Raw genomic sequence first — 20,911 nt, forward strand, 5'->3', positions numbered from 1 at the left:
GCTTCATGCACTGGCTTTTAACACACTGTTGAGTTCTCAAGAAACGGACGCGTACACCATCACCCTGACCCGACCAACCGGTCCGGCAGAACTCCGGGGCGTTCCATTTCGTATTTAAACCGTACAGGCCTGTCAAGATTGTGTCAAATTGCTAGCCATCAGCCGTTTGTCACAAAACCTGCAAACTTGCTAGGATTTCCACCGCCTCGCTTCCGAGGCGGCTCCCTGAACCTACCGTGTCATCCAGGCCACAGCGAATCAACCGATTTTCCGGTGATCTACGCGGAGTCCGAACGCTCAGGTTCGTTTCAGGTGGAGTGGCCCTGGGCCCGTCCGCCGATCGGCGTCCGGCTCGCTCCGGGGCATTGGAAAGATTATGCGCCTCTCGGGGCATCGTCAAATCAGCCACGCTTGGCAAAACCGCAGGTCAGAGCAGTTCCTTAAGGAAACCAGGAACGTTCGCTACCGGAATGTTACGTGGTGGGACGGTTGACGCCCCGGCCTGAGCCGGGGCGTCCAGCCGCCCGGGAGCATCCAGCTGACCTGCCGGAAGAGCCGGAAAAACCGGAAGAACAGCCCCTCGCGGAAGACCCGAACGACACCGGGAACCACCAGGGACCAGGAAACACCGGGAACAGAGCAACAGGCGGGGGAAGGATCAGGGAGCGATGATCTCGACACCGCCGACGGAACGCTTGCCACGGCGCAGCACCAGGAAGCGTCCGTGAAGCAGATCATCGGCAGCCGGCACATACGCCTCGTCGGTGACCTTGACGTTGTTGAGGTAGGCGCCGCCCTCCTTCACCGCGCGGCGCGCCTCCGACTTCGACTTCACCAGGCCACTCTCGGCGAGCAGGTCGACGAAGGACGCCCCCAGAGCGGGCACCTCCGCACGCGGCACCTCGGCGAGGGCCTCTCCCAACGTGCGCGCGGGCAGCTCCTCCAGGGACCCCTGGCCGAACAGGGCCGCCGAAGCGGCGATCACCGCGGCGCACTCGTCGGCGCCGTGCAGCAGCGTGGTGAACTCCTCGGCGAGCGCCCGCTGCGCCTCGCGCCCGGCGGGCCGCTCGGCGGCCGCCTTCTCCAGCCCCTCGATCTCCTCACGAGACCGAAAGCTGTAGATCTTGAGGAACTTCACCACGTCACGGTCGTCCGCGTTCAGCCAGAACTGGTAGAACGCGTACGGGGAGGTCATCTCCGGGTTGAGCCAGACCGCGCCGCCGGCCGTCTTGCCGAACTTGGTCCCGTCGGCCTTGGTGATCAGCGGCACGGTGAGGGCGTGCACGTGACCGCCCGTCACCCGGCGGATGAGATCGGTTCCCGCGGTGATGTTGCCCCACTGGTCGCTGCCGCCGATCTGGAGCGTGCAACCGTGGCGCCTGTTCAGCTCCAGGTAGTCGTTGGCCTGCAGGATCTGGTAGCTGAACTCGGTGTAGCTGAGCCCCTCGCCGCCCAGCCTGGCCGAGACCGACTCGCGGGCGAGCATGCGGTTGACCGGGAAGTGCTTGCCGACGTCGCGCAGGAAGTCGATCGCGGACATGCCCTCCGTCCAGTCGAGGTTGCTGACGAGGATCCCGGTCTTCTCGTCCGAGAAGTCGAGGAACTTCTCCACCTGGACGCGGATCCGCGCCACCCATTCGGCCACGACGTCGGAGGAGTTGAGCGAGCGCTCGGTACTCCGGCCGCTGGGATCGCCGATCAGACCCGTCGCGCCGCCCACCAGGCCGATGGCCCGGTGACCCGCCCGCTGGAGGCGGGTGAGGGTCAGCAACGGGACCAGGTTGCCGACGTGCAGGGAGGGGGCGGTCGGGTCGAAGCCGCAATAGACCGTGATCGGACCCTCGGCCATCGCCGCGCGCAGAGCGTCGATGTCGGTGGACTGCGCGATCAGGCCGCGCCAGGCGAGGTCATCCAGAATGTCGGTCACGATCCTTGCTTTCCAATGCTCGAAGGGACATTTAGCGCTCTCGTACACCCTGCCCGATCACGGCACCGTCGCGCCACTCGAAACCCTTCTCGCGCGCAAGGACGGACGAGGGAGGCGAGGAGAGCGCACGCGACCTACCGGCGGCGCGGGACGTGCGGGCGGTGCGGGGAGACCGTGGGCTCACCCTCGATCCAGAAACGCCAGGGCGTCTCCTTACCCGACGAGACCCCGGTGCGCGGCCCCGACAGGATGGACGACACCTTGGCCGGCTCGCCCTCGAGCACGGAGAGTGATCCGGGGCCGCAGGCGTCGAGCCCGTTGTGCTCGCGGGTGAGGCCGAGCGCCACCGCCAGCCGGGCCGGCCCTCTGGCGAGATCGGCTTCCCTGACGGGACGGGCGCTTCCCGCGCTCCGGCGGGCCAGGGCGGTCTCGGCACCGGAGACCACCTCTCCGGCCCGCAGCAGCACCCCGGAGCCGACGCCCTCGGGAAGGCAGGTGAGGTTGGCGCAGAAATGCATACCGTACGTGAAGTAGACGTACAGGTGGCCCGGCGGGCCGAACATCACCGCGTTGCGCGGCGTCCGGCCCCGGTAGGTGTGCGACGCGGGGTCCTCGCCCGGCACCCCGTACGCCTCGACCTCCGTGATCCGCAACATGACCGGCCCGTGCACGAGCATCCGTCCCAGCAGGTCGGGGGCGACCTCGTGGGCGGGCCGGTCGAAGAAGTCGCGTGCCAGGGGCGTGGACGCGGCGGGCGGTCGCCCGCCGTTCTCGTCAGCGGCCATCGCCCAGGCCCCCGGCGACCAGGCGAAAGTCGCCCGAGTCAGGGACGACCCGGCCAGCGTCACCCGGCACCTCGGCGGCCTCGAGACGGCCGTCGCCGGACATCAGCTTCCGCTCGCCCAGGCGGCCTGGGCGTCGACGATCTCACGCAGCGCGATGAGCTGGTCACGGACCCGGTCGGGTGCCGTGCCGCCGTGCGCCTTGCGGGCGGCCAGCGCGCCGGGCACCGAGAGGACCTCGCGGGAGTCGGGCGTGAAGTGCGGTGAGACCTTTGCCAGCTCCTCGTCGGTGAGCTCACCGAAGTCCTTGTCGTTGACCTGGCACCAGACGACCAGGTGCCCGACCGCCTCGTGGGCCTCGCGGAAGGCGACACCCCGGCGGACCAGCAGCTCGGCCAGGTCGGTGGCGAGGGCGAACCCGTCGGGGGCCGAGGCCTCCAGTTTCGCGGTGTTGACGCGCATGGTCGCGACCAGCCCGGCCATGGCGGGAAGGACGAGCAGCAGGCTGTCGACGGAGTCGAACACCGGCTCCTTGTCCTCCTGCAGGTCGCGGTTGTAGGTCAGCGGCAGGCCCTTGAGCGTCGTCAGCAGCGCCATGAGGTTGCCGATGAGACGGCCGCTCTTGCCCCGGGCGAGCTCGGCCACGTCGGGGTTCTTCTTCTGCGGCATGATCGACGAGCCGGTGGAGTAGGCGTCGTCCATCTCGATCCAGCGGAACTCCTGCGAGGCCCACAGGACGATCTCCTCGCCCAGCCTCGACAGGTGCACGCCGATCATCGCCGCGTCGAACAGGAACTCGGCGGCGAAGTCGCGGTCGGCGACGGCGTCCATCGAGTTGGGGGCGGCGGAGTCGAAGCCGAGCTCCCCCGCCACGGCCTGCGGGTCGAGCGGCAGGGAGGATCCGGCCAGCGCCCCGGCGCCCAGCGGGGAGACGGCCGCGCGCCTGTCCCAGTCGCGCAGGCGGTCGATGTCGCGGGCGAAGGCGTGCACGTGCGCCAGGAGCTGGTGACCGAAGGAGACCGGCTGGGCGTGCTGCAGGTGGGTCATGCCGGGGGCCGCCGTCTCGGCGTGCTCCTCGGCCTGGCTCATCAGCGCGGTCTCCAGCTCCACCAGCCGGGACACGATGTGCCTGACATGGTCGCGCAGGTAGAGCCGCAGATCGGTGGCGACCTGGTCGTTGCGGCTGCGACCGGCTCGGAGCTTGCCGCCGAGCGTGCCGAGGCGTTCCAGCAGGCCGCGCTCCAGCGCGGTGTGGACGTCCTCGTCGGCGACGGTCGGCCGGAACTCGCCCGCCTTGCAGGCGCGCTCCAGGTCGTCCAGGGCGCCGATCATGCGCGCCAGCTCGTCGTCGCTCAGCAGGTTCGCGCGGTGCAGCACCCTGGCGTGCGCGCGCGAGGCCAGCAGGTCGTACGGCACCAGCCGCCAGTCGAAGTGGACGCTCACCGAGAGCCTGGTCAGCGCGTCGGCCGGACCTCCCTCGAACCGGCCGCCCCACAGCCGCATGGGCTTTCCACCATCAGTCACCGTTGTTCTCCTCCCCATTCAATCCGCGACCTTAGCCCAATGAGCCCAGCCGGGCGTCCCGAGCGGAGGCAATCTTGGAGGGCAGGCTCCACAGCTCGACGAACCCCTTGGCCAGGGACTGGTCGAAGGTGTCGCCGGTGTCGTAGGTGGCGAGGTTGAAGTCGTACAGCGACGCCTCGGAGCGGCGCCCGGTGACGGTGGCCCGGCCACCGTGCAGGGTCATCCGGATCTCGCCGGTGACGTGCTCCTGGGCCTCGGCGATGAAGGTGTCGAGGGCCTTCTTCAGCGGGGAGAACCAGAGGCCGTCGTAGACGAGCTCGCCCCAGCGCTGGTCCACCGACCGCTTGAAACGGGCGAGGTCGCGCTCGACGGTGACGTTCTCCAGCTCCATGTGGGCGGTGATCAGCGCGATGGCGCCGGGCGCCTCGTAGACCTCACGGGACTTGATGCCGACGAGCCGGTCCTCGACCATGTCGAGGCGGCCGACGCCCTGGGCGCCCGCGCGGCGGTTGAGCTCCTCGATGATCTGGAACGGGGTGAGGTGCCGTCCGTCCAGCGCGACGGGCACGCCCTTGACGAAGCTGACGATGACCTCGTCCGCGTCGCGCGGCTGCGCCGGGTCGGCGGTGTAGGCGTAGACGTCCTCGATCGGGCCGTTCCAGATGTCCTCGAGGAAGCCGGTCTCGACGGCCCTGCCCCAGATGTTCTGGTCGATGGAGTACGGGTTCTTCTTGGTCGTCTCGATCGGCAGGCTCTTCTCCTCGGCGTAGGCGATCGCCTTGTCCCGGGTCCACGCGTAGTCGCGGGCGGGGGCGATGACCTTGAGCTCGGGGTGGAGGGCGGCCAGACCGGCCTCGAACCGGACCTGGTCGTTGCCCTTGCCGGTGCAGCCGTGCGAGACGTGGGTGCCGCCGAACTCCTTGGCCGCCGCGGCCAGGTGCTTGACGATCAGCGGCCGCGACAGGGCGGAGACCAGCGGGTAGCGGTCCATGTAGAGGGCGTTGGCCTGCAGTGCGGGCACGCAGAAGTCGGTGGCGAACTCCTCGCGGGCGTCCACGACGACGGACTCCACGGCGCCGCAGTCGATGGCGCGCTTGCGGATGGCCTCCATGTCCTCGCCGCCCTGGCCGACGTCGACGGCGACCGCGATGACCTCGGCGCCGGTTTTCTCGGCGAGGAAGGGAATGGCGACGGAGGTGTCCAGTCCTCCGGAGAACGCGAGTACGACCCGATCGGTCATGATGGATATCTCCAAGATCTTTATTGGTCACAGGTGTCGGATGCTGCCGGTCATAGCCTGCCTGAGCAGGCTAAATACGTCGGTCGGCGTGCCGGAGCAGTCCCTCTGCGACCGCCGCCCCGCCCAGCGGGTCGCGGCTGATGACGAGAATCGTGTCGTCTCCCGCGACCGTGCCGAGGATGGACTCCCAGTCGGCGTGGTCGATGGCGGAGGCGAGGAACTGCGCGGCGCCCGGCGGCGTGCGGACGATGACCAGGTTGGCGGAGGCCTCGGCGGAGACGAGGAGCTCCTCCGCGAGCCTGCCGAGCCTGGCGGCCGGGGACTCGCCGGTACCGAGCCTGGCGAGCCTTATCCGGCCGCCGCCCTCCCCCGGCAGGGCGTAGACCAGGGAGCCGTCCTCGGCGCGCAGCTTGAGCGCGCCGAGCTCGTCCAGGTCGCGGGAGAGGGTGGCCTGGGTGACCTCGACACCGCTCTCCAGCAGGAGTTTGGCTAGCTCGGGCTGGGACCGGACCGGCTGCCGCTGCAGGAGGTCGGTGATCCGTGCCTGGCGGGCGACCTTGGTCATCGGGATCGTCATGTGGATCGCCCGACTCCGGACGCGTCGCCGCCCGCGGAGCCGTCCGCGGAACCGCCGTCCGAGGAGCCGTCACCCGGGGAACCGGCCTGGCCCGCCACCGCGACCAGCCAGTACAGCAGGGCCTTCTGGGCGTGCAGCCGGTTCTCCGCCTGGTCCCACACCAGGCTCCGCGGGCCGTCGAGGACCTCGGCGGAGATCTCCAGGTCGCGGTAGGCGGGCAGGCAGTGCAGGACGACGGCGTCGGGGGCCGCCAAGCTCACCAGCGCGGCGTTGACCTGGTACGGCATGAGGTCGGCGATCCGCTGCTCCTTGCCCTCCTGCCCCATGGAGACCCAGGTGTCGGTGGCGAGCACGTCCGCGCCCGCGGCGGCCTCGGCCGGGTCGGCGAGGACCGCGACCGAACCGCCGGTCTGCGCGGCGACCTCGCCGGCCCGCCGGAGGATCTCCGGGTCGGGCAGGTATCCGGCGGGGGCCGCGACCCGCACGTGCATGCCGGCGACGGCCCCGCCGAGCAGGTAGGAGTGGGCCATGTTGTTGGCCCCGTCGCCGAAGTAGGCCAGCGTGATCCCGGCGGTCCTGCCGAAGTGCTCCCTGACGGTCTGCAGGTCGGCGAGGATCTGGCAGGGGTGGAACTCGTCGGTGAGGGCGTTGACCACCGGCACCGAGGACGCCGAGGCCATGGCCTCGATCCGCTCCTGGCCCGAGGTGCGCCACACGATGGCGCCCACCTGGCGTTCCAGGACCCGGGCGGTGTCCTCGATCGACTCGCCCCGGCCCATCTGGGAGGATCCGGCGTCGAGGATCAGCGGAAGGCCGCCGAGCTCGCCGATGCCGACCGCGAAGGAGACGCGGGTGCGGGTGGAGTGCTTGTCGAAGAGGACGGCGACGGTCTGCGGTCCCTCGAAGGGACGGTAGCCGTAGCGGTCCTTCTTCATGGCCTCGGCCAGGTCGAGCACCTGGGCCTGCTCGGCGGGCGAGAGGTCGTCGTCCTTCAGGAAGTGCCTGACGGGCGCCTGTCCGGCGAGGTTACTGGGCATCTGCGGCCTCGTCGAGAATGGCGGGAAGCGCGGCCACGAAGGCCGCGACCTGGGCGGAGGTGATCACCAGCGGGGGCGCGAGCCGTACCGCGTCGGGCTGGAGTGCGTTGACCAGGAAACCCGCGCGCTGGGCGGCCGCCTGGACCTGGGCGGAGCGGCCGGCGGTCAGCACGACGGCCCGCCACAGGCCACGGCCGCGGACGCCGGCGAGCAGCGGGTGGTCGATCGCGGCGACGCCCTCGGCGAGTTCGGTGCCGACGGTGCGGACGTGCTCCAGCAGGCCGTCCCCGTCGATGGTGTCGAGCACGGCGAGCGCGGCGGCGGCCGAGACGGGGTTCCCGCCGAAGGTGGACCCGTGGTCGCCCTGGGCGAAGACGGTGGCCGCCTCGCCGAAGCCGACGCAGGCGCCGATCGGCATGCCGCCGCCGAGGCCCTTGGCCAGGGTGAGCACGTCGGGCAGGACGCCCTCGTGCTGGTGGGCGAACCAGTGCCCGGTGCGGCCGATCGCCGACTGGATCTCGTCGGCGACCAGCAACGCGCCGGTGGCGTCGCAGATCTCCCTGGCGGCCGTGAAGTAGCCCTCGGGCGGGGGCACGACCCCCGCCTCGCCCTGGGTGGGTTCGAGGAAGACCGCGGCGCACTCGGCGGTGACCGCGTTCTTGAGCGCGTCGGCGTCACCGTACGGGACGAAGCGGACGTCGATCGGGAACGGCCCGAACTGGTCGCGGATGGAGCGCTTACCGGTCAGCGCGAGCGCGCCGAGGGTACGGCCATGGAAGGCGTTCTCCGCGGCCACGAAGTAGGTGCGGCCGTTCGCCTTGCCGTACTTGAGGGAGAGCTTCAGCGCCGCCTCGTTGGCCTCGGTCCCGGAGTTGGTGAGGAACACCTTGGCCGGGGCGCCGAGGAGGCCGAGCAGGCGCTCGGCGAGCAGCACCTCGGGCTCGTGCAGGAAGAGGTTGCTGGTGTGGGCGAGCGTGGCGACCTGCCGGGAGACGGCCTCGACCAGCGCGGGGTGGGCGTGGCCGAGCGAGCTGACCGCGATGCCGCCGATCAGGTCGAGATACTCGTGGCCGTCGACGTCCCAGACCCTCGCGCCCTCGCCTCGGGCCAGCGCCACCGGGGGCACGCCGTAGTTGGGCATGAAGGCGGCCTCGAAGCGCCTGGCGAGCGCCTCTCCTGCGGGTCTTTCCTGCGGGCTCACTGGTCGTTCCCCTTCAGCTGGGCGGAGGCCGCGGGCCGCCGCCTGACCGGCTCCGGCACGGCCGCCGCCTCGGAGGCGTCCGGCAGCACCATGGTTCCTATGCCCTCGTCGGTGAAGATCTCCAGCAGCACCGAGTGGGGCACCCTGCCGTCGAGCACGTGGGCTCGTGGCACGCCGCCCTGGACGGCGGTCAGGCACGCCCCCATCTTGGGGATCATGCCGCTGGACAGTCCCGGCAGGAGTTTCTCCAGCTCGGTGGCGGACAGCTGTTCGATGATCTCGTTCTCGTCGGCGTCGGGGCGCCAGTCGCGGTACAGGCCCTCGACGTCGGTCAGGATGATCAGCTTGGCCGCCTGGAGGGCCACGGCGAGCGCGGCGGCGGCGGTGTCGGCGTTGACGTTGTAGACGGTGCCGTCGTCACTGCGCGCGATGGAGGAGATCACCGGGATCCGGCCGTCGTCCAGCAGTGCCCGCACGGCGCCGGCCTCGACGTTGACGATGTCGCCGACCTGGCCGATGTCGACGCCGACGCCGTCGACGACGGCGTGCTTGCGTACGGCGGTGAGCAGGTGGGCGTCCTCGCCGGACATGCCGATCGCGAACGGCCCGTGCCGGTTGATCAGGCCGACCACGTCGCGGTTGACCTGGCCGACGAGGACCATCCTGACGACCTGCATGGCCTCGGGGGTGGTGACCCTGAGCCCGGCGGTGAAGGTGGACTCGATGCCGAGCAGGTCGAGCTGGGCGTTGATCTGCGGCCCTCCCCCGTGCACGATCACCGGCCTGAGCCCGGCGTAGCGAAGGAAGACGACGTCGGCGGCGAACTTCTCGCGCAGGTGCTCCTCGGTCATCGCGTTGCCGCCGTACTTGATGACGACGGTCGCGCCGTGGAAGCTCGCGAGCCAGGGCAGTGCCTCGATCAGCGTGGCGGCCTTCTTCAGGGCCTCGGCGCGTCTCATGTGGAGTACGCCGAGTTCTCGTGGACGTACGCCGTGGTGAGGTCGGTGGTGTGGATCGTCGCCGAGTGCGGTCCCGCCGACAGGTCGATGGTGATCGTCACCTCGCGCGGGGTGAGGTCGACCTTGGAGCGGTCGTCGCCCGCCGCGCCGCCCCTGCAGATCCAGATGCCGTTCATGGCCACGTTGAGCCGGTCGGGTTCGAAGACGGCGTCGGTGGTGCCGACGGCCGACAGCACACGGCCCCAGTTGGGGTCCTCGCCGTACATGGCGCATTTGAAGAGGTTGGAGCGGGAAACGGCGCGGCCGACGGTGACCGCGTCGTCCTCGGAGACGGCGCCGACGACCTCGATGGCGATCGCCTTGGAGGCGCCCTCGGCGTCCATCAGCAGCTGGCGGGCAAGGTCGGCGCAGACCGCGAGGAGGACCTGCTCGAACTCGGCGAGGTCGGGGACGACTCCCGAGGCGCCGCTGGCCAGGAGCAGCACGGTGTCGTTGGTGGACATGCAGCCGTCGGCGTCGAGCCGGTCGAAGGTGACCCGCGTCACCTTGCGGAGCACCGCGTCGAGCTGCTCGGAGGGCAGGTCGGCGTCGGTGGTGATCACCGAGAGCATGGTGGCGAGGCCGGGGGCGAGCATGCCCGCGCCCTTGGCCATGCCGCCGACCATGTAGCCGCCCGCGCCCTTCCTGAAGGAGATCTTCGAGACGGTGTCGGTGGTGCGGATGGCGTCGGCGGCGGCCAGGCCGCCGTCCCTGGCGAGCTGGGAGACCGCGAGGTCGACCCCGGCCAGCAGCGGCTCCATCGGCAGCCGCTCGCCGATCAGGCCGGTGGAGCAGACCGCGACCTCCCCGGCCGAGTCTCCCAGGGCCGCGGCGACCTTCTCCGCGGTGGCGTGGGTGTCCTGGAAGCCGAGCGGCCCGGTGCAGGCGTTGGCGCCGCCGGAGTTGAGGACGACGGCGTGGACCCGGCCCCCGGCCAGCACCTGCGCGGACCACAGGACGGGCGCGGCCTTCACCCGGTTGGCGGTGAAGACCCCGGCGGCGGCGCGCGAGGGGCCGTCGTTGACGACCAGTGCCAGGTCGCGGTCGACGCCGGACTTGATCCCGGCGTCGACACCCGACGCACGGAAGCCGAGAGGGGCGGTCACGCTCATGGGGCGACTCCGTTGAGAGGAAGGCCGAGCTCTTCCGGCAGGCCGAGGGCGAGGTTGGCACTCTGGATCGCGCCGCCGGCCGTGCCCTTGGTGAGGTTGTCGATGGCGACGACGGCGACGACGCGGCCCGCGCGCTCGTCCAGGACGACCTGGAGGGCGGCGGTGTTGGCGCCGAGGGTCATCGAGGTCGCGGGCCACTGGCCCTCGGGGAGCAGCCGCAGGAACGGCTCGTCCTTGGTGGCGACCTCGTAGGCCTCGCGCAGGACCGCCGGGGTGAGGCCGGGCCTGGCGGGGGCGGTGCAGGTGGCGAGGATGCCCCGGCTCATCGGTGCCAGCACGGGGGTGAAGGAGACGGTGACCGGTTCGCCCGCCAGCGGGGAGAGGTTCTGCTCCATCTCCGGGGTGTGCCGGTGGACGCCGCCGACGCCGTACGCGCTGGCGGAGCCCATCACCTCGCTGCCCAGGAGGTTCGGCTTGGGCGCCCTGCCCGCCCCGCTGGTGCCGCTGGCGGCGACCACCACCACGTCGGGCTCGACGAGACCGGCGGCGAAGGCGGGGAACATGGCCAGGGTGACGGCCGTCGGGTAGCACCCCGGCACGGCGATCCTCCGGGTGGCGCGCAGCTCCTCGCGCCGTCCCGGCAGCTCGGGCAGCCCGTACGGCCAGGTGCCCGCGTGGACGCCGCCGTAGAAGTGCTGCCACGCGGCGGGGTCGGCGAGCCGGAAGTCGGCGCCGCAGTCGACCACGAGGGTGCCGTCGCCGAGCTGCTCGGCGACGACGGCCGACTGGCCGTGCGGCAGGGCGAGGAAGACGAGGTCGTGGCCGCCGAGGGTCTCGGGCGTGGTCTCCAGCAGGATCCGGCCGGCCAGCGGGGCCAGGTGCGGCTGGTGGGCGCCGAGGGCGGTGCCCGCGCTCGAGGCCGCGGTCAGCGCGCCGATCTCGATGCCGGGGTGGGACAGCAGCAGGCGTAGGAGCTCACCTCCGGCGTAGCCGCTGGCACCCGCGATCGCCGCTCTCATCCGTCCCCCCGATGTCTGCATGCTTATGCATTGATACTCATGGACTTACTAGAAAGATTATGCATCTTGAAGGATTGCCATGCAAGCCGGTAACACGTGGCCCTGGCCGTCCAGAGGTATGCCACGGGCCGGAAAAACCGCGAAGTCCATGCTTTACCGGCTTGTGAACGCGGGCACGAAGCCATCGGCCGTGTTTCGGCACTGTTGCACGTACCTACCGGTCGGTATCGTGACGTTTCCGGCCCCTCCACCTCCGGGAGTACGAACGCATGACTGTCACCCACGACCAGGTCCGGGCCCAGCTCACCGGCCCCGGACAGCTTTTCGAGACGGAAGAGGTCCTCAGCCACGGCGGGACCGTCAAAACCTGGAAGCACGCGCCCCGCGACTTCCGGGCCCTTCTGGAGACGAGCAGGTTCCACGGCGACAAGGTCTTCCTGACGTACGAGGACGAGCACATCACCTACGAGGAGCACTTCCGGCGGGCCGCCACGCTCGCGCGGCGCCTGGTGGACGAGTACGGCGTGGTCAAGGGCGACCGGGTGGCCATCGCCATGCGCAACTACCCCGAGTGGGTGATCGCCTTCTCGGCCGCGCTGGCCGCCGGGGCGATAGCCGTGCCGCTCAACGCGTGGTGGACGCCGCAGGAACTGGAGTACGGCCTGTCGGACTCGGGGGCCAAGGTGCTGATCGCCGACGGCGAGCGGGCGGCCGGGCTCGCCGGCCTGGCCCCGGCGCTGATCGTGACCCGCGGCACGGTGCCCGCGGGCGCCCGCTCCTTCGACGACGTGATGGGCGAGGTGGAGGCGGGCGTGACGCTGCCGCCGGTCGACCTCTCCCCCGAGGACCCCGCGACGATCTTCTACACCTCCGGCACGACAGGCCGCCCCAAGGGCGCGCTCGGCAGCCACCGCAACCTCGGGCAGTCGCCGATGACCGTCGCCTACGGCCTGTACCGCAGCGTGATCAAGGCGGGCAGGGACCCGGGCGAGGCGGCCGGGCAGCGGCGGGTCACCCTGCTCACCGTGCCGCTCTTCCACGTCACCGGCTGCTTCGCGGTGATGACCACCACCATGTTCACCGGGGGCGGCCTGGTGCTCATGTACAAGTGGGACCCGGGCCGCGCGCTGGAGCTGATCGAGCGCGAGAGGATCACCGGGCTCACCGGCGTGCCCACCAACGTGTGGCAGCTCCTGTCCCATCCCGATCTCGACAAGTACGACATCTCCAGCCTCAGCGGCCTCGGGTACGGCGGTGCCCCCGCCCCGCCGAAGCTGCTGGAGCGCATCACCGAACAGCTGCCCAACCGCGCCCCCTCCAACGGGTACGGCATGACCGAGACCACCGCGCTCGCCATCAGCAACGCCGGAGCCGACTACCTGGCCAAGCCCGACAGCATCGGCCTGCCGATGGCCGTGGTCGAGGTGAAGATCGCCGATCCCCTCGGCGGCGAACTGCCGGCCGGCACGGTCGGCGAGCTCTGCCTGCGCGGCCCGAACGTCATCCTGGGCTACTGGAACCGGCCGGAGGCCACCGCGGAGACCTTCGTCGGCGGCTGGCTGCACACCGGCGACCTGGCCAGGGTGGACGAGGAGGGATTCGTGTTCATCGTGGACCGGGCCAAGGACATGGTCATCCGCGGCGGCGAGAACGTCTACTGCGCCGAGGTCGAGGCCGCCCTGTTCGAACACCCGGCGGTCGAGGACGCCGCGGTGATCGGGATCCCCCACGACGAGCTGGGCGAGGAGGTCGGCGCGGTGCTCCGGCTGTCGTCCCCGGTCACCGACGAGGAACTGCAGGCCTTCCTGCGCGAGCGGATCGCCCTCTTCAAGGTGCCGGTCAGGTTCTGGACACGCGAGACGGAACTCCCCCGCAACCCCGGCGGCAAGATCCTCAAGACCCGGCTGCGCCAGGAGGTCCTGGGCCCCTGACGCCCGCCGGACGACACCCCGCCCCGTCGTCCTTTCATCATCGTCGCCGTCGCCCCGCCCGCCCCGCCCCGTCACCGTCCCCCCGCCGGCGCCCTGCCCCCACGGGCGCCCGGCGCCGGGTCGGCTTTCCCGCGCCCTTCCCGGCCGCGACCTGCCGGAAAATGACTTGCCATCGCGTAGGTCACCACCGAAACTAGCTGTTCGTGCCGGAAAACGCCGATCGACCGATCAAGAAGACCCTGCTCCGACGCCTGGCGATGGACCTCAGTCCTCTTCGTGACTCACGCGACTTCCGGCTGCTCTTCGGCTCCGGCGTCATCACGATGTTCGGCACCTTCCTGACGCTGGTCGCGGTGCCGCTGCAGATGAAGGAGCTCACCGGCTCCTACCTGGCGGTCGGCCTGGTCAGCGTGGCCGAGTTCGTCCCGATGGTGGTCTGCGGGCTCTGGGGCGGGGCGATCGCCGACGCCCTCGACCGGCGCAAGATCATTCTTCTCACCGAGGTGGGCCTCTGCCTCACGGTCACGATCCTGACCGTCAACGCGCTGCTGCCGGAGCCGCAGGTCTGGGTGCTCTACGTGGTCGGCGCGCTCTCGGCCGGCCTGGGCAGCCTGCAGCGGCCCAGCCTGGAGTCGCTGATGCCGCGCGTGGTCAGGCACGACCAGCTGGCCGCCGCCGCCGCCCTCGGCGCCTTCCGGTGGAATCTGGGCGCCATCGTCGCCCCGGGCCTCAGCGGCCTGATCGCGGCCTCGTTCGGCGTCGCCGTCGCGTACGGCATCAACGTCGTGACCTTCCTGGCGTCCCTGGTCCTGCTGTGGATGGTCCGGGCCCAGCCGCGCTCGGAGGACACCCCCTCGGCCTCGATCAGGTCCCTGGTCGAAGGGGTCCGCTACGCCGTGGGCCGCCGCGACCTGATGGGCACCTACCTGGTCGACATCGCTGCGATGATCTTCGCGTTCTCCACCGCGCTGTATCCGTTCCTCGCCGACGAGATGGGCGCCCACGAGGCCCTGGGGCTCTTCTTCTCCGCCTCGGCCATCGGCTCGCTGATCGCCTCCGTCACCTCCGGCTGGACCGCGCACGTGCACCGGCACGGCCTCGGCGTGATCATCGCGGCGGCCGTGTGGGGCGTCGCGGTGGCGCTGGCGGCGCTGATGCCCAACGTCTGGGGCATCTTCGCCTTCCTCGCCGTGGCCGGGGCCGCCGACATGATCAGCGGCGTCTTCCGCTCGACCATCTGGAACCAGACCATCCCCGACGAGTTCCGCGGCCGCCTGGCGGGCATCGAGCTGCTCTCCTACACCAGCGGCCCGATGCTCGGCAACGCCAGAGCGGGCCTGATGGCCGACCTCGGCGGCACCCGCTTCTCCCTGGGCGCGGGTGGCCTGCTGTGCGTCGGCGCCGTGGCCGCGATGGCCGCGCTGCTGCCGAGGTTCCGCACCTACGACGCCCGCACCGACGAGCACGCGATCAGGGAGCGCGCCCGCCGCGAGGAGGCCGCCCGCGCCTGACACGGGCACCGGCAAGTGTCCTCACGGAACGGAATCCCGTTGCTACTGTGGGATTATGACGGTCAACGTACGGAGCCCCGAGATGACGGAGTCCTCGCTGCCCGACTGGGTGTTCCCCCCGCCGGAGGGGTTCGTCGCGGAGGATCTCGATCGCATTCCGCAATTGCCCGCACACACAGAGTTAATCGATGGAAGCCTGGTCTTCGTGAGTCCTCAGGCTTCTTTTCACACGCGCACCATGTTTCTCCTGGAGGCGGGTCTTCACCGGACCATTCCGGAAAATCTTCGAGTGCGCCGGGAGATGAGCGTCATGCTGGGCGAACGACAGCGGCCCGAGCCTGACATCAGCGTCATTCACGCCTCCGCCGAGCACAGCCATGAGCAGACCTTCTACCGGGCCGAGGACGTCGTGCTGGCCGTGGAGGTCATCTCCCCCGACTCCAGGGCGCGCGACCGCGACCGTAAGCCGGTGCTGTACGCCGAGGCGGGCATCGCGCACTTCTGGCTGGTCGAGAACCAGTCGGGGAAACCCGCGATCTACGTCTACGAGCTCGACCCGGTCGCCAGGTCCTATGTTCTCACCGGCATCCACCACGACCGGCTCAAGATCTCGGCGCCGTTCGACATCGACATCGACCTGACGGGGATCGACCGGCTCTAGGGTCCGGCCTCACGCGGTGCCCGTCGCCGCCCGGGACGGGCTACGGCCACATCCTCCGGACATTCCCACCTGCCGCGGGCTTCGCCTCACCGTGCGGGAATCCGCCGGACGAGGCCACGCCTCACCCGTTCTCGCGCCAGCCGTCATGCTCCTCGGCCAGCGCCTCCAGGCGGGCCACGCCCTCCGGCGGCAGCGCCCCGGAGGGGTCCTCGACCACCACCAGCCACTGGGCGTCCTCGGCGTCGTCCTCCCCCGCAAGGGTCTCCCTGACCACCGCGGGCATGCCGATCACCGGAAACTCCCCGGCCACGGTCTCGGCGACCTCCTCGGCGGTGTCACGCTCGGCGAACACCAGCAGATGCCTCATCGCCCCCTCCCGGGGAAGGGCTCTTCCCCGCTCCGGGCGAGCGATCCGCCCAGAGCGACCGGCGGGTGCGTCATCGTCGCCTCCTGATGGAGAATCACCCGGGACGCGAACAATCCCGGCCCGGTACGGCGAAAAAGGGGCCCGGGACACGCCCCGGGCCCCTCGTGAACCGGTCAGACGCCGCGCAGCCGCGCCCCGGTGCGCTCCCCGGCCAGGGCCACGGCCGCGTCGCGGGCCGCGGTGGTCTCCTCCACGGTGAGCGTCCGGTCGGGCGCCCGGAAGCGCAGCGAGTAGGCGAGGGACTTCCCGCCCTCGCGGACCTGGGCGCCGGTGTAGACGTCGAACAGCCGGATCGACTCCAGCAGCGGGCCCGCGCCCTCGCGCAGCGCCGCCTCCACGGTGGCCACCGGGGTCGCCGCGTCGACGATGAGCGCGACGTCCTGACCCGCGACGGGGTACGCGGAGATCGCCGGGGCCTGCGGCGGACCCGCGGTCAGCGGCTCCAGCCGGGTCAGCTCCAGCTCCATCGCGCAGGTGCGCGGGGGCAGGCCGTAGGCCTCGACGACGCGCGGGTGCAGCTCACCGGCGTGACCGACGAGCACGTCACCGGCGTACAGCGCGGCGCAGCGGCCCGGGTGCCAGGGCTCGTGCCGGTCCGCGCGGACGTCGAGGGTGACCCCGGCCTCGGCGGCCACCATCCGGGCCGCCTCGACGGCGTCTGCCCAGCCGGCCGCCCGCCCCTTGCCCCACCAGCCGGACGGCTCGAACTCCCCGGCCAGTACCGCCCCGACCCGGAGCGGCTGGGCGGGCAGCGCGGACTCGATCGAGGCGAGCTCCTCCGGGCTCGGCCTGCGGTCGACGCCCAGCACGGGGGCGACGGCGGGCGCGTCGGCCGAGGGCCGGTAGACCAGGCCCGCCTCGAACAGCGCCACGTCGCCGAAGCCCCGGCCCACGTTGCGGACCAGCGTCTTGAGCAGGCCGGGCAGCAGGGTCGTCCGCATCAGCGGCTCGTCCTCGCTGAGCGGGTTGGCCAGCCGTACGGCCAGGCGGCGCGCGTCGTCGGCGGGCAGCTGCAGGTTGTCGAAGTCGCGCTCCCCGTTGAACGGGTAGGCGAGGATCTCGACGTAGCCCGCGGCGGCCAGGGCACGGCCGACCCGGCGGCGCAGGCGCTGGCTCTCGGTGAGACCGGCGCCCGCGGGGGCGGCCGGCAGGATCGAGGGCAGGTTCTCGTAGCCCTCCAGCCTGATGACCTCCTCGGCGAGGTCGTTCGGGTCGGTCAGGTCGGGCCGCCACGAGGGCGGGGTGACCGCCAGCATGTCGTCACCGGTGACCGTGAGCCTCGCGGCGATCCCGGCGGAGGCGACGTCGCCGGTGGCCGCGGTGCCCGCCACGGTGCCGCCGGCCGTGCCACCCGTCACCGGGCCGGTCGCGGTGGCGCTCTCGACCACGCAGCCGACCTGCTCCAGGCGGCGGATCACCGTCTCGCGGTCGTAGGCGGTGCCCGCGACCCTGCCGGGGTAGCCGCTCGGGATGGCGACGCGGACCGGCTCGACCTCCACCTCGGCGTGGGTGACGCCCGGCTGGATCGTGCCGCCGCCGAGCTCGGCCAGCAACCGGGCCGCGCGCCAGGAGGCGTACAGCGGCAGTTCCCTGTCGACGCCCCGCTCGAAGCGCTTGGAGGCCTCGCTGACCAGGTTGTGCCGGCGCGACATGCGCGCGGTGCCGCTGGCGGAGAAGTGGGCCGCCTCGATCACGATGTCGGCGGAGGCGTCGGAGATCTCGGTGTGCAGGCCGCCCATGGTGCCGGCCATCGAGATCGCGCCCGACCCGTCGGTGATCAGGATGTCGTCCGGGTGCAGCTTGCGGACCACATGGTCCAGCGTCTCCAGCGTCTCGCCCGGCTCGGCCCTGCGCACCACGATCTCGCCGGTCAGCTTGGCCGCGTCGAAGGCGTGCAGCGGCTGGCCGAGCTCCAGCATGACGTAGTTGGTGACGTCGACGGCGAGCGAGACCGGGCGCATGCCGGCGCGGGAGAGCCGCGCGCGCATCCACAGCGGGCTCGGCGCCGACGGGTCGAACCCGCGGATCTCGCGGAGCACGAAGCGGTCGCAGGCCGACGGGTCGGCGATCGAGGCCGGGTAGGACGGGCCCGCCGCGGCGGGCGGGGAGACGTCGGCGGGGTCGACGAACGCCGAGTCGAAGGCGGTGGCGGCCTCGCGGGCCACACCCCGGATGGAGAGGGCGTAGCCGATGTCCGGGGTGATCTCCAGCTCGATCACGTCGTCACGCAGGCCGAGCAGCTCGACCACGTCCGCACCGATCGGGGTGCCGACGGGCAGCACGAGGATGCCGGGCGACGACTCGGCCACGCCGAGCTCCGCCTCCGAGCAGATCATGCCGTCGGACAGCCGCCCGTACGTCTTGCGCGAGGCGATCTCGAACCCGCCGGGCAGCACGGCGCCGGGCAGCGCGACCGGGACACGGTCGCCGGCCTCGAAGTTGGTCGCGCCGCAGACGATCTCGCGCGGCGCGGCCTCCCCCACCTCGACCTGGCAGTGGCGGATGGGCTTCTTGAACCCCTCCAGCGTCTCGATGGAGATCACCTCGCCCACGACGACGTTCTTGATGTCGTGGCCGTAGGAGGTGACGGACTCGAGCTTGAGCCCGGCGGCGGTGAGCTTCTCGGCGATCTCGTGCGCCGTGACGGCGGGGAGATCGACGTACTCCCGCAGCCATGAAAGCGGGACCTTCATCAGACCTCCATTCCGAAGGGAAGGGTGAAGCGGACGTCTCCCTCGACCATGTCGCGCATGTCCTCGGCGTTGTGGCGGAACATCAGAGTGCGCTCGACGCCCATGCCGAAGGCGAAGCCGCTGTAGCGGGCGGGGTCGACGCCGCAGGCGATGAGCACCCGCGGGTTGACCATGCCGCAGCCGCCCCACTCGATCCAGCCCTCCGACTTGCAGGTGCGGCAGGGCGGGTTGCCGGGCACCGCGGAGGCGCCGCGGCAGACGAAGCACTTCAGGTCCATCTCGGCGGAGGGCTCGGTGAACGGGAAGTAGTTGGGCCGGAACCGGGTGGTGATGCCCTCGCCGAACATGACCTCGGCGAACCGGTCGAGGGTGCCCTTGAGGTGGGCCATGGTCAGGCCCTCGTCGATCGCCAGCCCCTCGACCTGGTGGAAGACGGGGGTGTGGGTGGCGTCGAGCTCGTCGGTGCGGAACACCTTGCCCGGCGAGATCACGTAGACCGGGAGCTCCCTGCTGAGCAGTGCCCGGATCTGGACCGGAGAGGTCTGGGTGCGCAGCACCTTGCCGGAGTCGACGGACTCCACGAAGAAGGTGTCGTGCTCCGAGCGCGCCGGGTGGTCGGCGGAGATGTTCAGCGCGTCGAAGTTGAACCACTCCCCCTCCAGCTCGGGGCCTTCCGCCACCTCGTAGCCCATCGCGACGAAGGCGTCGGCGATGCGCTCCTGAAGGGTGGTCAGCGGATGCCTGGCGCCGCGGGGGGCTCGGGCGGAGGGCAGCGTGACGTCGACGGTCTCCTCGACGAGGACCCGCTCGTCGCGCTCGGCCTCCAGCTGCGCCTGCCGCTCGGCGAGGGCGTCGGCGACCGCCTTGCGGGCGCCGCCGATGCGCTTGCCCGCCTCGGAGCGGGCCGCCGGAGGCAGAGCCCCGATCTCGCGGTTGGCCAGGGCTATCGGCGAGCGGTCACCGGCGTGCGCGAGGCGCACCTGCTTGAGTTCTTCGAGGTCACGCGCCGCCTTGACGGCGTCGAGCGCTTCGGCCTGCATGCGCGCCATCTCGTCGGCGTGCAGCGGGGTCACCTCGACCGGGTCGTAGTTTGACAAGAGAGAGCTCCGAATCCAGGGCTTGAGCGGCCATGAGTCTAGTCGGATGAGCCCACCGGGCCGACATTCGCGATCAGACGAAGTCGGGGGTGCCGGTGGGCACCATAAATCGAAACTCGGCGCCGCCCTCGGGCCCGCGCTGCACGGAGATGGTGCCGCCGTGCGCCTCGATCAGCCCCTTGACGATGAACAGGCCGAGCCCGGTGCCGCCACGGCGGCGGGCGTTGCCCCGCCAGAACTGCCGGAAGACGCGCGTGACCAGCTCGGGCGGGATGCCCTCCCCCTGGTCGCGGACGGACACGGTCACTCCCCATTCGCTCGGCTCGACGACTATTGTCACCGTACCGCGCCCGTGACGCACCGCGTTTTCCATCAGGTTGGCGAGCACCTGGTCGATCTTGTCCTGGTCGAGCCAGGTCTCGGGCAGCTCGCCGCGAACCTGGAGCACGAAGCGGTCCTCCGGCTCGCCCGCCGCCACCCGTCCCGCGATGATCCTGGAGATCCTGGCCGGGACGTCGACCACCTGGCGGTGGATCTCCAGCCGCCCCGACTCGATGCGCGAGACGTCGAGCAGCTCGGTGATCAGCCGGGTCACCCGGTCGGCGTCGGCGTTGACGGTCTCCAGCATGACGAGCTTCTGGTCGTCGGTGAAGCGGGTCCACTTGGCCAGCAGGGTCGCGGTGAATCCCTTGACGCTGGTCAGCGGGGAGCGGAGCTCATGGGCGACGGTGGAGACCAGGTCGGCGCGGCTGCGCTCCAGGCGGGCGCGGGCCCCGGCGTCACGCAACGTGATGACCACCCGGACGACCTCTCCACCCCGCCGCGGCTCGCGCACCAGCCGGGCGGCCACCAGCAGCTCCTGGCCGCCGGGGGTGCGCAGCGGCAGCTCGGGATGGCGGGCGCGGCTGGAAAGCCCGCCGTAGGTGTCGAGCCACTTCCACCAGTCGCGGCCGTCGTGGTCGCGGAAGGAGAACACGTCGCGCAGGTGCCGCCCGGTGGCCCGCTCGTGGGTGACGCCGGTCAGCAGGGCCGCGGCCCGGTTGACGGTCAGCACGTGCCCGTCACCGTCGGTGACCACGAGGCCGTCGGGAAGCTCGTCGACGTCGATCACAGAAGCGGCATCGGTGCTCCGCTCGCCGGTGTGTTCGCCGTGCACGACCCCGCCTCCTCGACG

Annotated in this window: 17 protein-coding genes; 3 read left to right on the plus strand and 14 right to left on the minus strand. The window is 71.1% G+C overall.

What is annotated here, in order from left to right; all coding sequences use genetic code 11:
• Positions 1-658: 658 nt before the first annotated feature.
• From tyrS to argC, 10 genes are all read right to left on the minus strand, one after another.
• Positions 659-1,927: a tyrosine--tRNA ligase gene (gene tyrS, locus ACVCAG_RS00005; protein WP_440086462.1), complete on the minus strand. Its 1,269-nt coding sequence runs from the start codon at positions 1,925-1,927 to the stop codon at positions 659-661.
• A gap of 134 nt (positions 1,928-2,061) precedes the next feature.
• Positions 2,062-2,712 (minus strand): DNA-3-methyladenine glycosylase, encoded by a 651-nt coding sequence (locus tag ACVCAG_RS00010; protein ID WP_447189260.1) that lies wholly within the window; start codon positions 2,710-2,712, stop codon positions 2,062-2,064.
• 102 nt (positions 2,713-2,814) lie between these two features.
• Positions 2,815-4,251: an argininosuccinate lyase gene (gene argH / locus ACVCAG_RS00015; protein WP_447189261.1), complete on the minus strand. Its 1,437-nt coding sequence runs from the start codon at positions 4,249-4,251 to the stop codon at positions 2,815-2,817.
• Between the two features lie 13 nt (positions 4,252-4,264).
• Positions 4,265-5,473, minus strand: coding sequence for an argininosuccinate synthase (locus ACVCAG_RS00020; protein ID WP_440086458.1), 1,209 nt, complete (start codon positions 5,471-5,473; stop codon positions 4,265-4,267).
• A gap of 70 nt (positions 5,474-5,543) precedes the next feature.
• On the minus strand, positions 5,544-6,050 hold the full coding sequence (locus ACVCAG_RS00025) for an arginine repressor (protein WP_350967519.1): 507 nt from the start codon (positions 6,048-6,050) through the stop codon (positions 5,544-5,546).
• Positions 6,047-7,087, minus strand: a complete 1,041-nt coding sequence (gene argF / locus ACVCAG_RS00030; RefSeq protein ID WP_447189262.1) for an ornithine carbamoyltransferase — start codon at positions 7,085-7,087, stop codon at positions 6,047-6,049. Before argF ends, ACVCAG_RS00025 begins: the two co-directional genes overlap by 4 nt.
• Positions 7,077-8,228 (minus strand): acetylornithine transaminase, encoded by a 1,152-nt coding sequence (locus ACVCAG_RS00035; RefSeq protein ID WP_440086465.1) that lies wholly within the window; start codon positions 8,226-8,228, stop codon positions 7,077-7,079. Before ACVCAG_RS00035 ends, argF begins: the two co-directional genes overlap by 11 nt.
• Positions 8,229-8,284: 56 nt before the next feature.
• Entirely contained in the window at positions 8,285-9,247 is a 963-nt protein-coding gene (gene argB, locus ACVCAG_RS00040) for an acetylglutamate kinase (protein WP_440086456.1), read from the minus strand.
• Complete coding sequence (gene argJ / locus ACVCAG_RS00045) at positions 9,244-10,398, minus strand: bifunctional glutamate N-acetyltransferase/amino-acid acetyltransferase ArgJ (protein WP_447189263.1); 1,155 nt, start codon at positions 10,396-10,398, stop codon at positions 9,244-9,246. Before argJ ends, argB begins: the two co-directional genes overlap by 4 nt.
• Positions 10,395-11,417 (minus strand): N-acetyl-gamma-glutamyl-phosphate reductase, encoded by a 1,023-nt coding sequence (argC, locus tag ACVCAG_RS00050; RefSeq protein WP_447189264.1) that lies wholly within the window; start codon positions 11,415-11,417, stop codon positions 10,395-10,397. The genes argJ and argC overlap by 4 nt, the downstream gene beginning before the upstream one ends.
• Positions 11,418-11,686: 269 nt before the next feature.
• Between argC and ACVCAG_RS00055 the strand changes: the two genes are divergently transcribed.
• From ACVCAG_RS00055 to ACVCAG_RS00065, 3 genes are all read left to right on the plus strand, one after another.
• A complete protein-coding gene (locus tag ACVCAG_RS00055) occupies positions 11,687-13,348 on the plus strand; it encodes an AMP-binding protein (RefSeq protein ID WP_440086453.1) in 1,662 nt (553 codons plus the stop codon).
• 203 nt (positions 13,349-13,551) lie between these two features.
• Positions 13,552-14,859, plus strand: coding sequence for an MFS transporter (locus ACVCAG_RS00060; protein ID WP_447189265.1), 1,308 nt, complete (start codon positions 13,552-13,554; stop codon positions 14,857-14,859).
• An 82-nt stretch (positions 14,860-14,941) separates the two neighbouring features.
• Positions 14,942-15,520 carry a Uma2 family endonuclease gene (locus ACVCAG_RS00065; RefSeq protein WP_447189424.1) on the plus strand — a complete coding sequence of 193 codons (579 nt, stop codon included), beginning with the start codon at positions 14,942-14,944 and terminating at the stop codon, positions 15,518-15,520.
• Positions 15,521-15,641: 121 nt separating this feature from the next.
• Here the strand turns inward: ACVCAG_RS00065 and ACVCAG_RS00070 are convergent, their stop codons facing one another.
• The 4 genes from ACVCAG_RS00070 to ACVCAG_RS00085 all read right to left on the minus strand — a co-directional run bounded on the left by ACVCAG_RS00070 (position 15,642) and on the right by ACVCAG_RS00085 (position 20,893).
• Positions 15,642-15,887 (minus strand): hypothetical protein, encoded by a 246-nt coding sequence (locus ACVCAG_RS00070; protein WP_440086450.1) that lies wholly within the window; start codon positions 15,885-15,887, stop codon positions 15,642-15,644.
• 173 nt (positions 15,888-16,060) lie between these two features.
• Positions 16,061-18,640: a phenylalanine--tRNA ligase subunit beta gene (locus tag ACVCAG_RS00075; RefSeq protein WP_447189266.1), complete on the minus strand. Its 2,580-nt coding sequence runs from the start codon at positions 18,638-18,640 to the stop codon at positions 16,061-16,063.
• On the minus strand, positions 18,640-19,689 hold the full coding sequence (pheS, locus tag ACVCAG_RS00080) for a phenylalanine--tRNA ligase subunit alpha (protein ID WP_440070050.1): 1,050 nt from the start codon (positions 19,687-19,689) through the stop codon (positions 18,640-18,642). Before pheS ends, ACVCAG_RS00075 begins: the two co-directional genes overlap by 1 nt.
• Before the next feature lie 121 nt (positions 19,690-19,810).
• On the minus strand, positions 19,811-20,893 hold the full coding sequence (locus ACVCAG_RS00085; RefSeq protein ID WP_440086448.1) for an ATP-binding protein: 1,083 nt from the start codon (positions 20,891-20,893) through the stop codon (positions 19,811-19,813).
• Positions 20,894-20,911: the final 18 nt, after the last annotated feature.

The organism is Streptosporangium sp. G12 (genome assembly GCF_052983175.1).

Excerpts from the sequence above, each read along its gene's own strand:
- ACVCAG_RS00010 (WP_447189260.1), bottom strand. The coding sequence starts at position 2,712 with ATGGCCGCTGACGAGAACGGCGGGCGACCGCCCGCCGCGTCCACGCCC.
- argB (WP_440086456.1), bottom strand. The coding sequence starts at position 9,247 with ATGAGACGCGCCGAGGCCCTGAAGAAGGCCGCCACGCTGATCGAGGCA.
- ACVCAG_RS00055 (WP_440086453.1), top strand. The coding sequence starts at position 11,687 with ATGACTGTCACCCACGACCAGGTCCGGGCCCAGCTCACCGGCCCCGGA.
- ACVCAG_RS00035 (WP_440086465.1), bottom strand. The coding sequence starts at position 8,228 with ATGCCCAACTACGGCGTGCCCCCGGTGGCGCTGGCCCGAGGCGAGGGC.
- argJ (WP_447189263.1), bottom strand. The coding sequence starts at position 10,398 with ATGAGCGTGACCGCCCCTCTCGGCTTCCGTGCGTCGGGTGTCGACGCC.
- argH (WP_447189261.1), bottom strand. The coding sequence starts at position 4,251 with ATGGGGAGGAGAACAACGGTGACTGATGGTGGAAAGCCCATGCGGCTG.
- ACVCAG_RS00020 (WP_440086458.1), bottom strand. The coding sequence starts at position 5,473 with ATGACCGATCGGGTCGTACTCGCGTTCTCCGGAGGACTGGACACCTCC.
- ACVCAG_RS00065 (WP_447189424.1), top strand. The coding sequence starts at position 14,942 with ATGACGGAGTCCTCGCTGCCCGACTGGGTGTTCCCCCCGCCGGAGGGG.
- argC (WP_447189264.1), bottom strand. The coding sequence starts at position 11,417 with ATGAGAGCGGCGATCGCGGGTGCCAGCGGCTACGCCGGAGGTGAGCTC.
- argF (WP_447189262.1), bottom strand. The coding sequence starts at position 7,087 with ATGCCCAGTAACCTCGCCGGACAGGCGCCCGTCAGGCACTTCCTGAAG.
- ACVCAG_RS00075 (WP_447189266.1), bottom strand. The coding sequence starts at position 18,640 with ATGAAGGTCCCGCTTTCATGGCTGCGGGAGTACGTCGATCTCCCCGCC.
- ACVCAG_RS00025 (WP_350967519.1), bottom strand. The coding sequence starts at position 6,050 with ATGACGATCCCGATGACCAAGGTCGCCCGCCAGGCACGGATCACCGAC.
- ACVCAG_RS00070 (WP_440086450.1), bottom strand. The coding sequence starts at position 15,887 with ATGAGGCATCTGCTGGTGTTCGCCGAGCGTGACACCGCCGAGGAGGTC.
- pheS (WP_440070050.1), bottom strand. The coding sequence starts at position 19,689 with ATGGCGCGCATGCAGGCCGAAGCGCTCGACGCCGTCAAGGCGGCGCGT.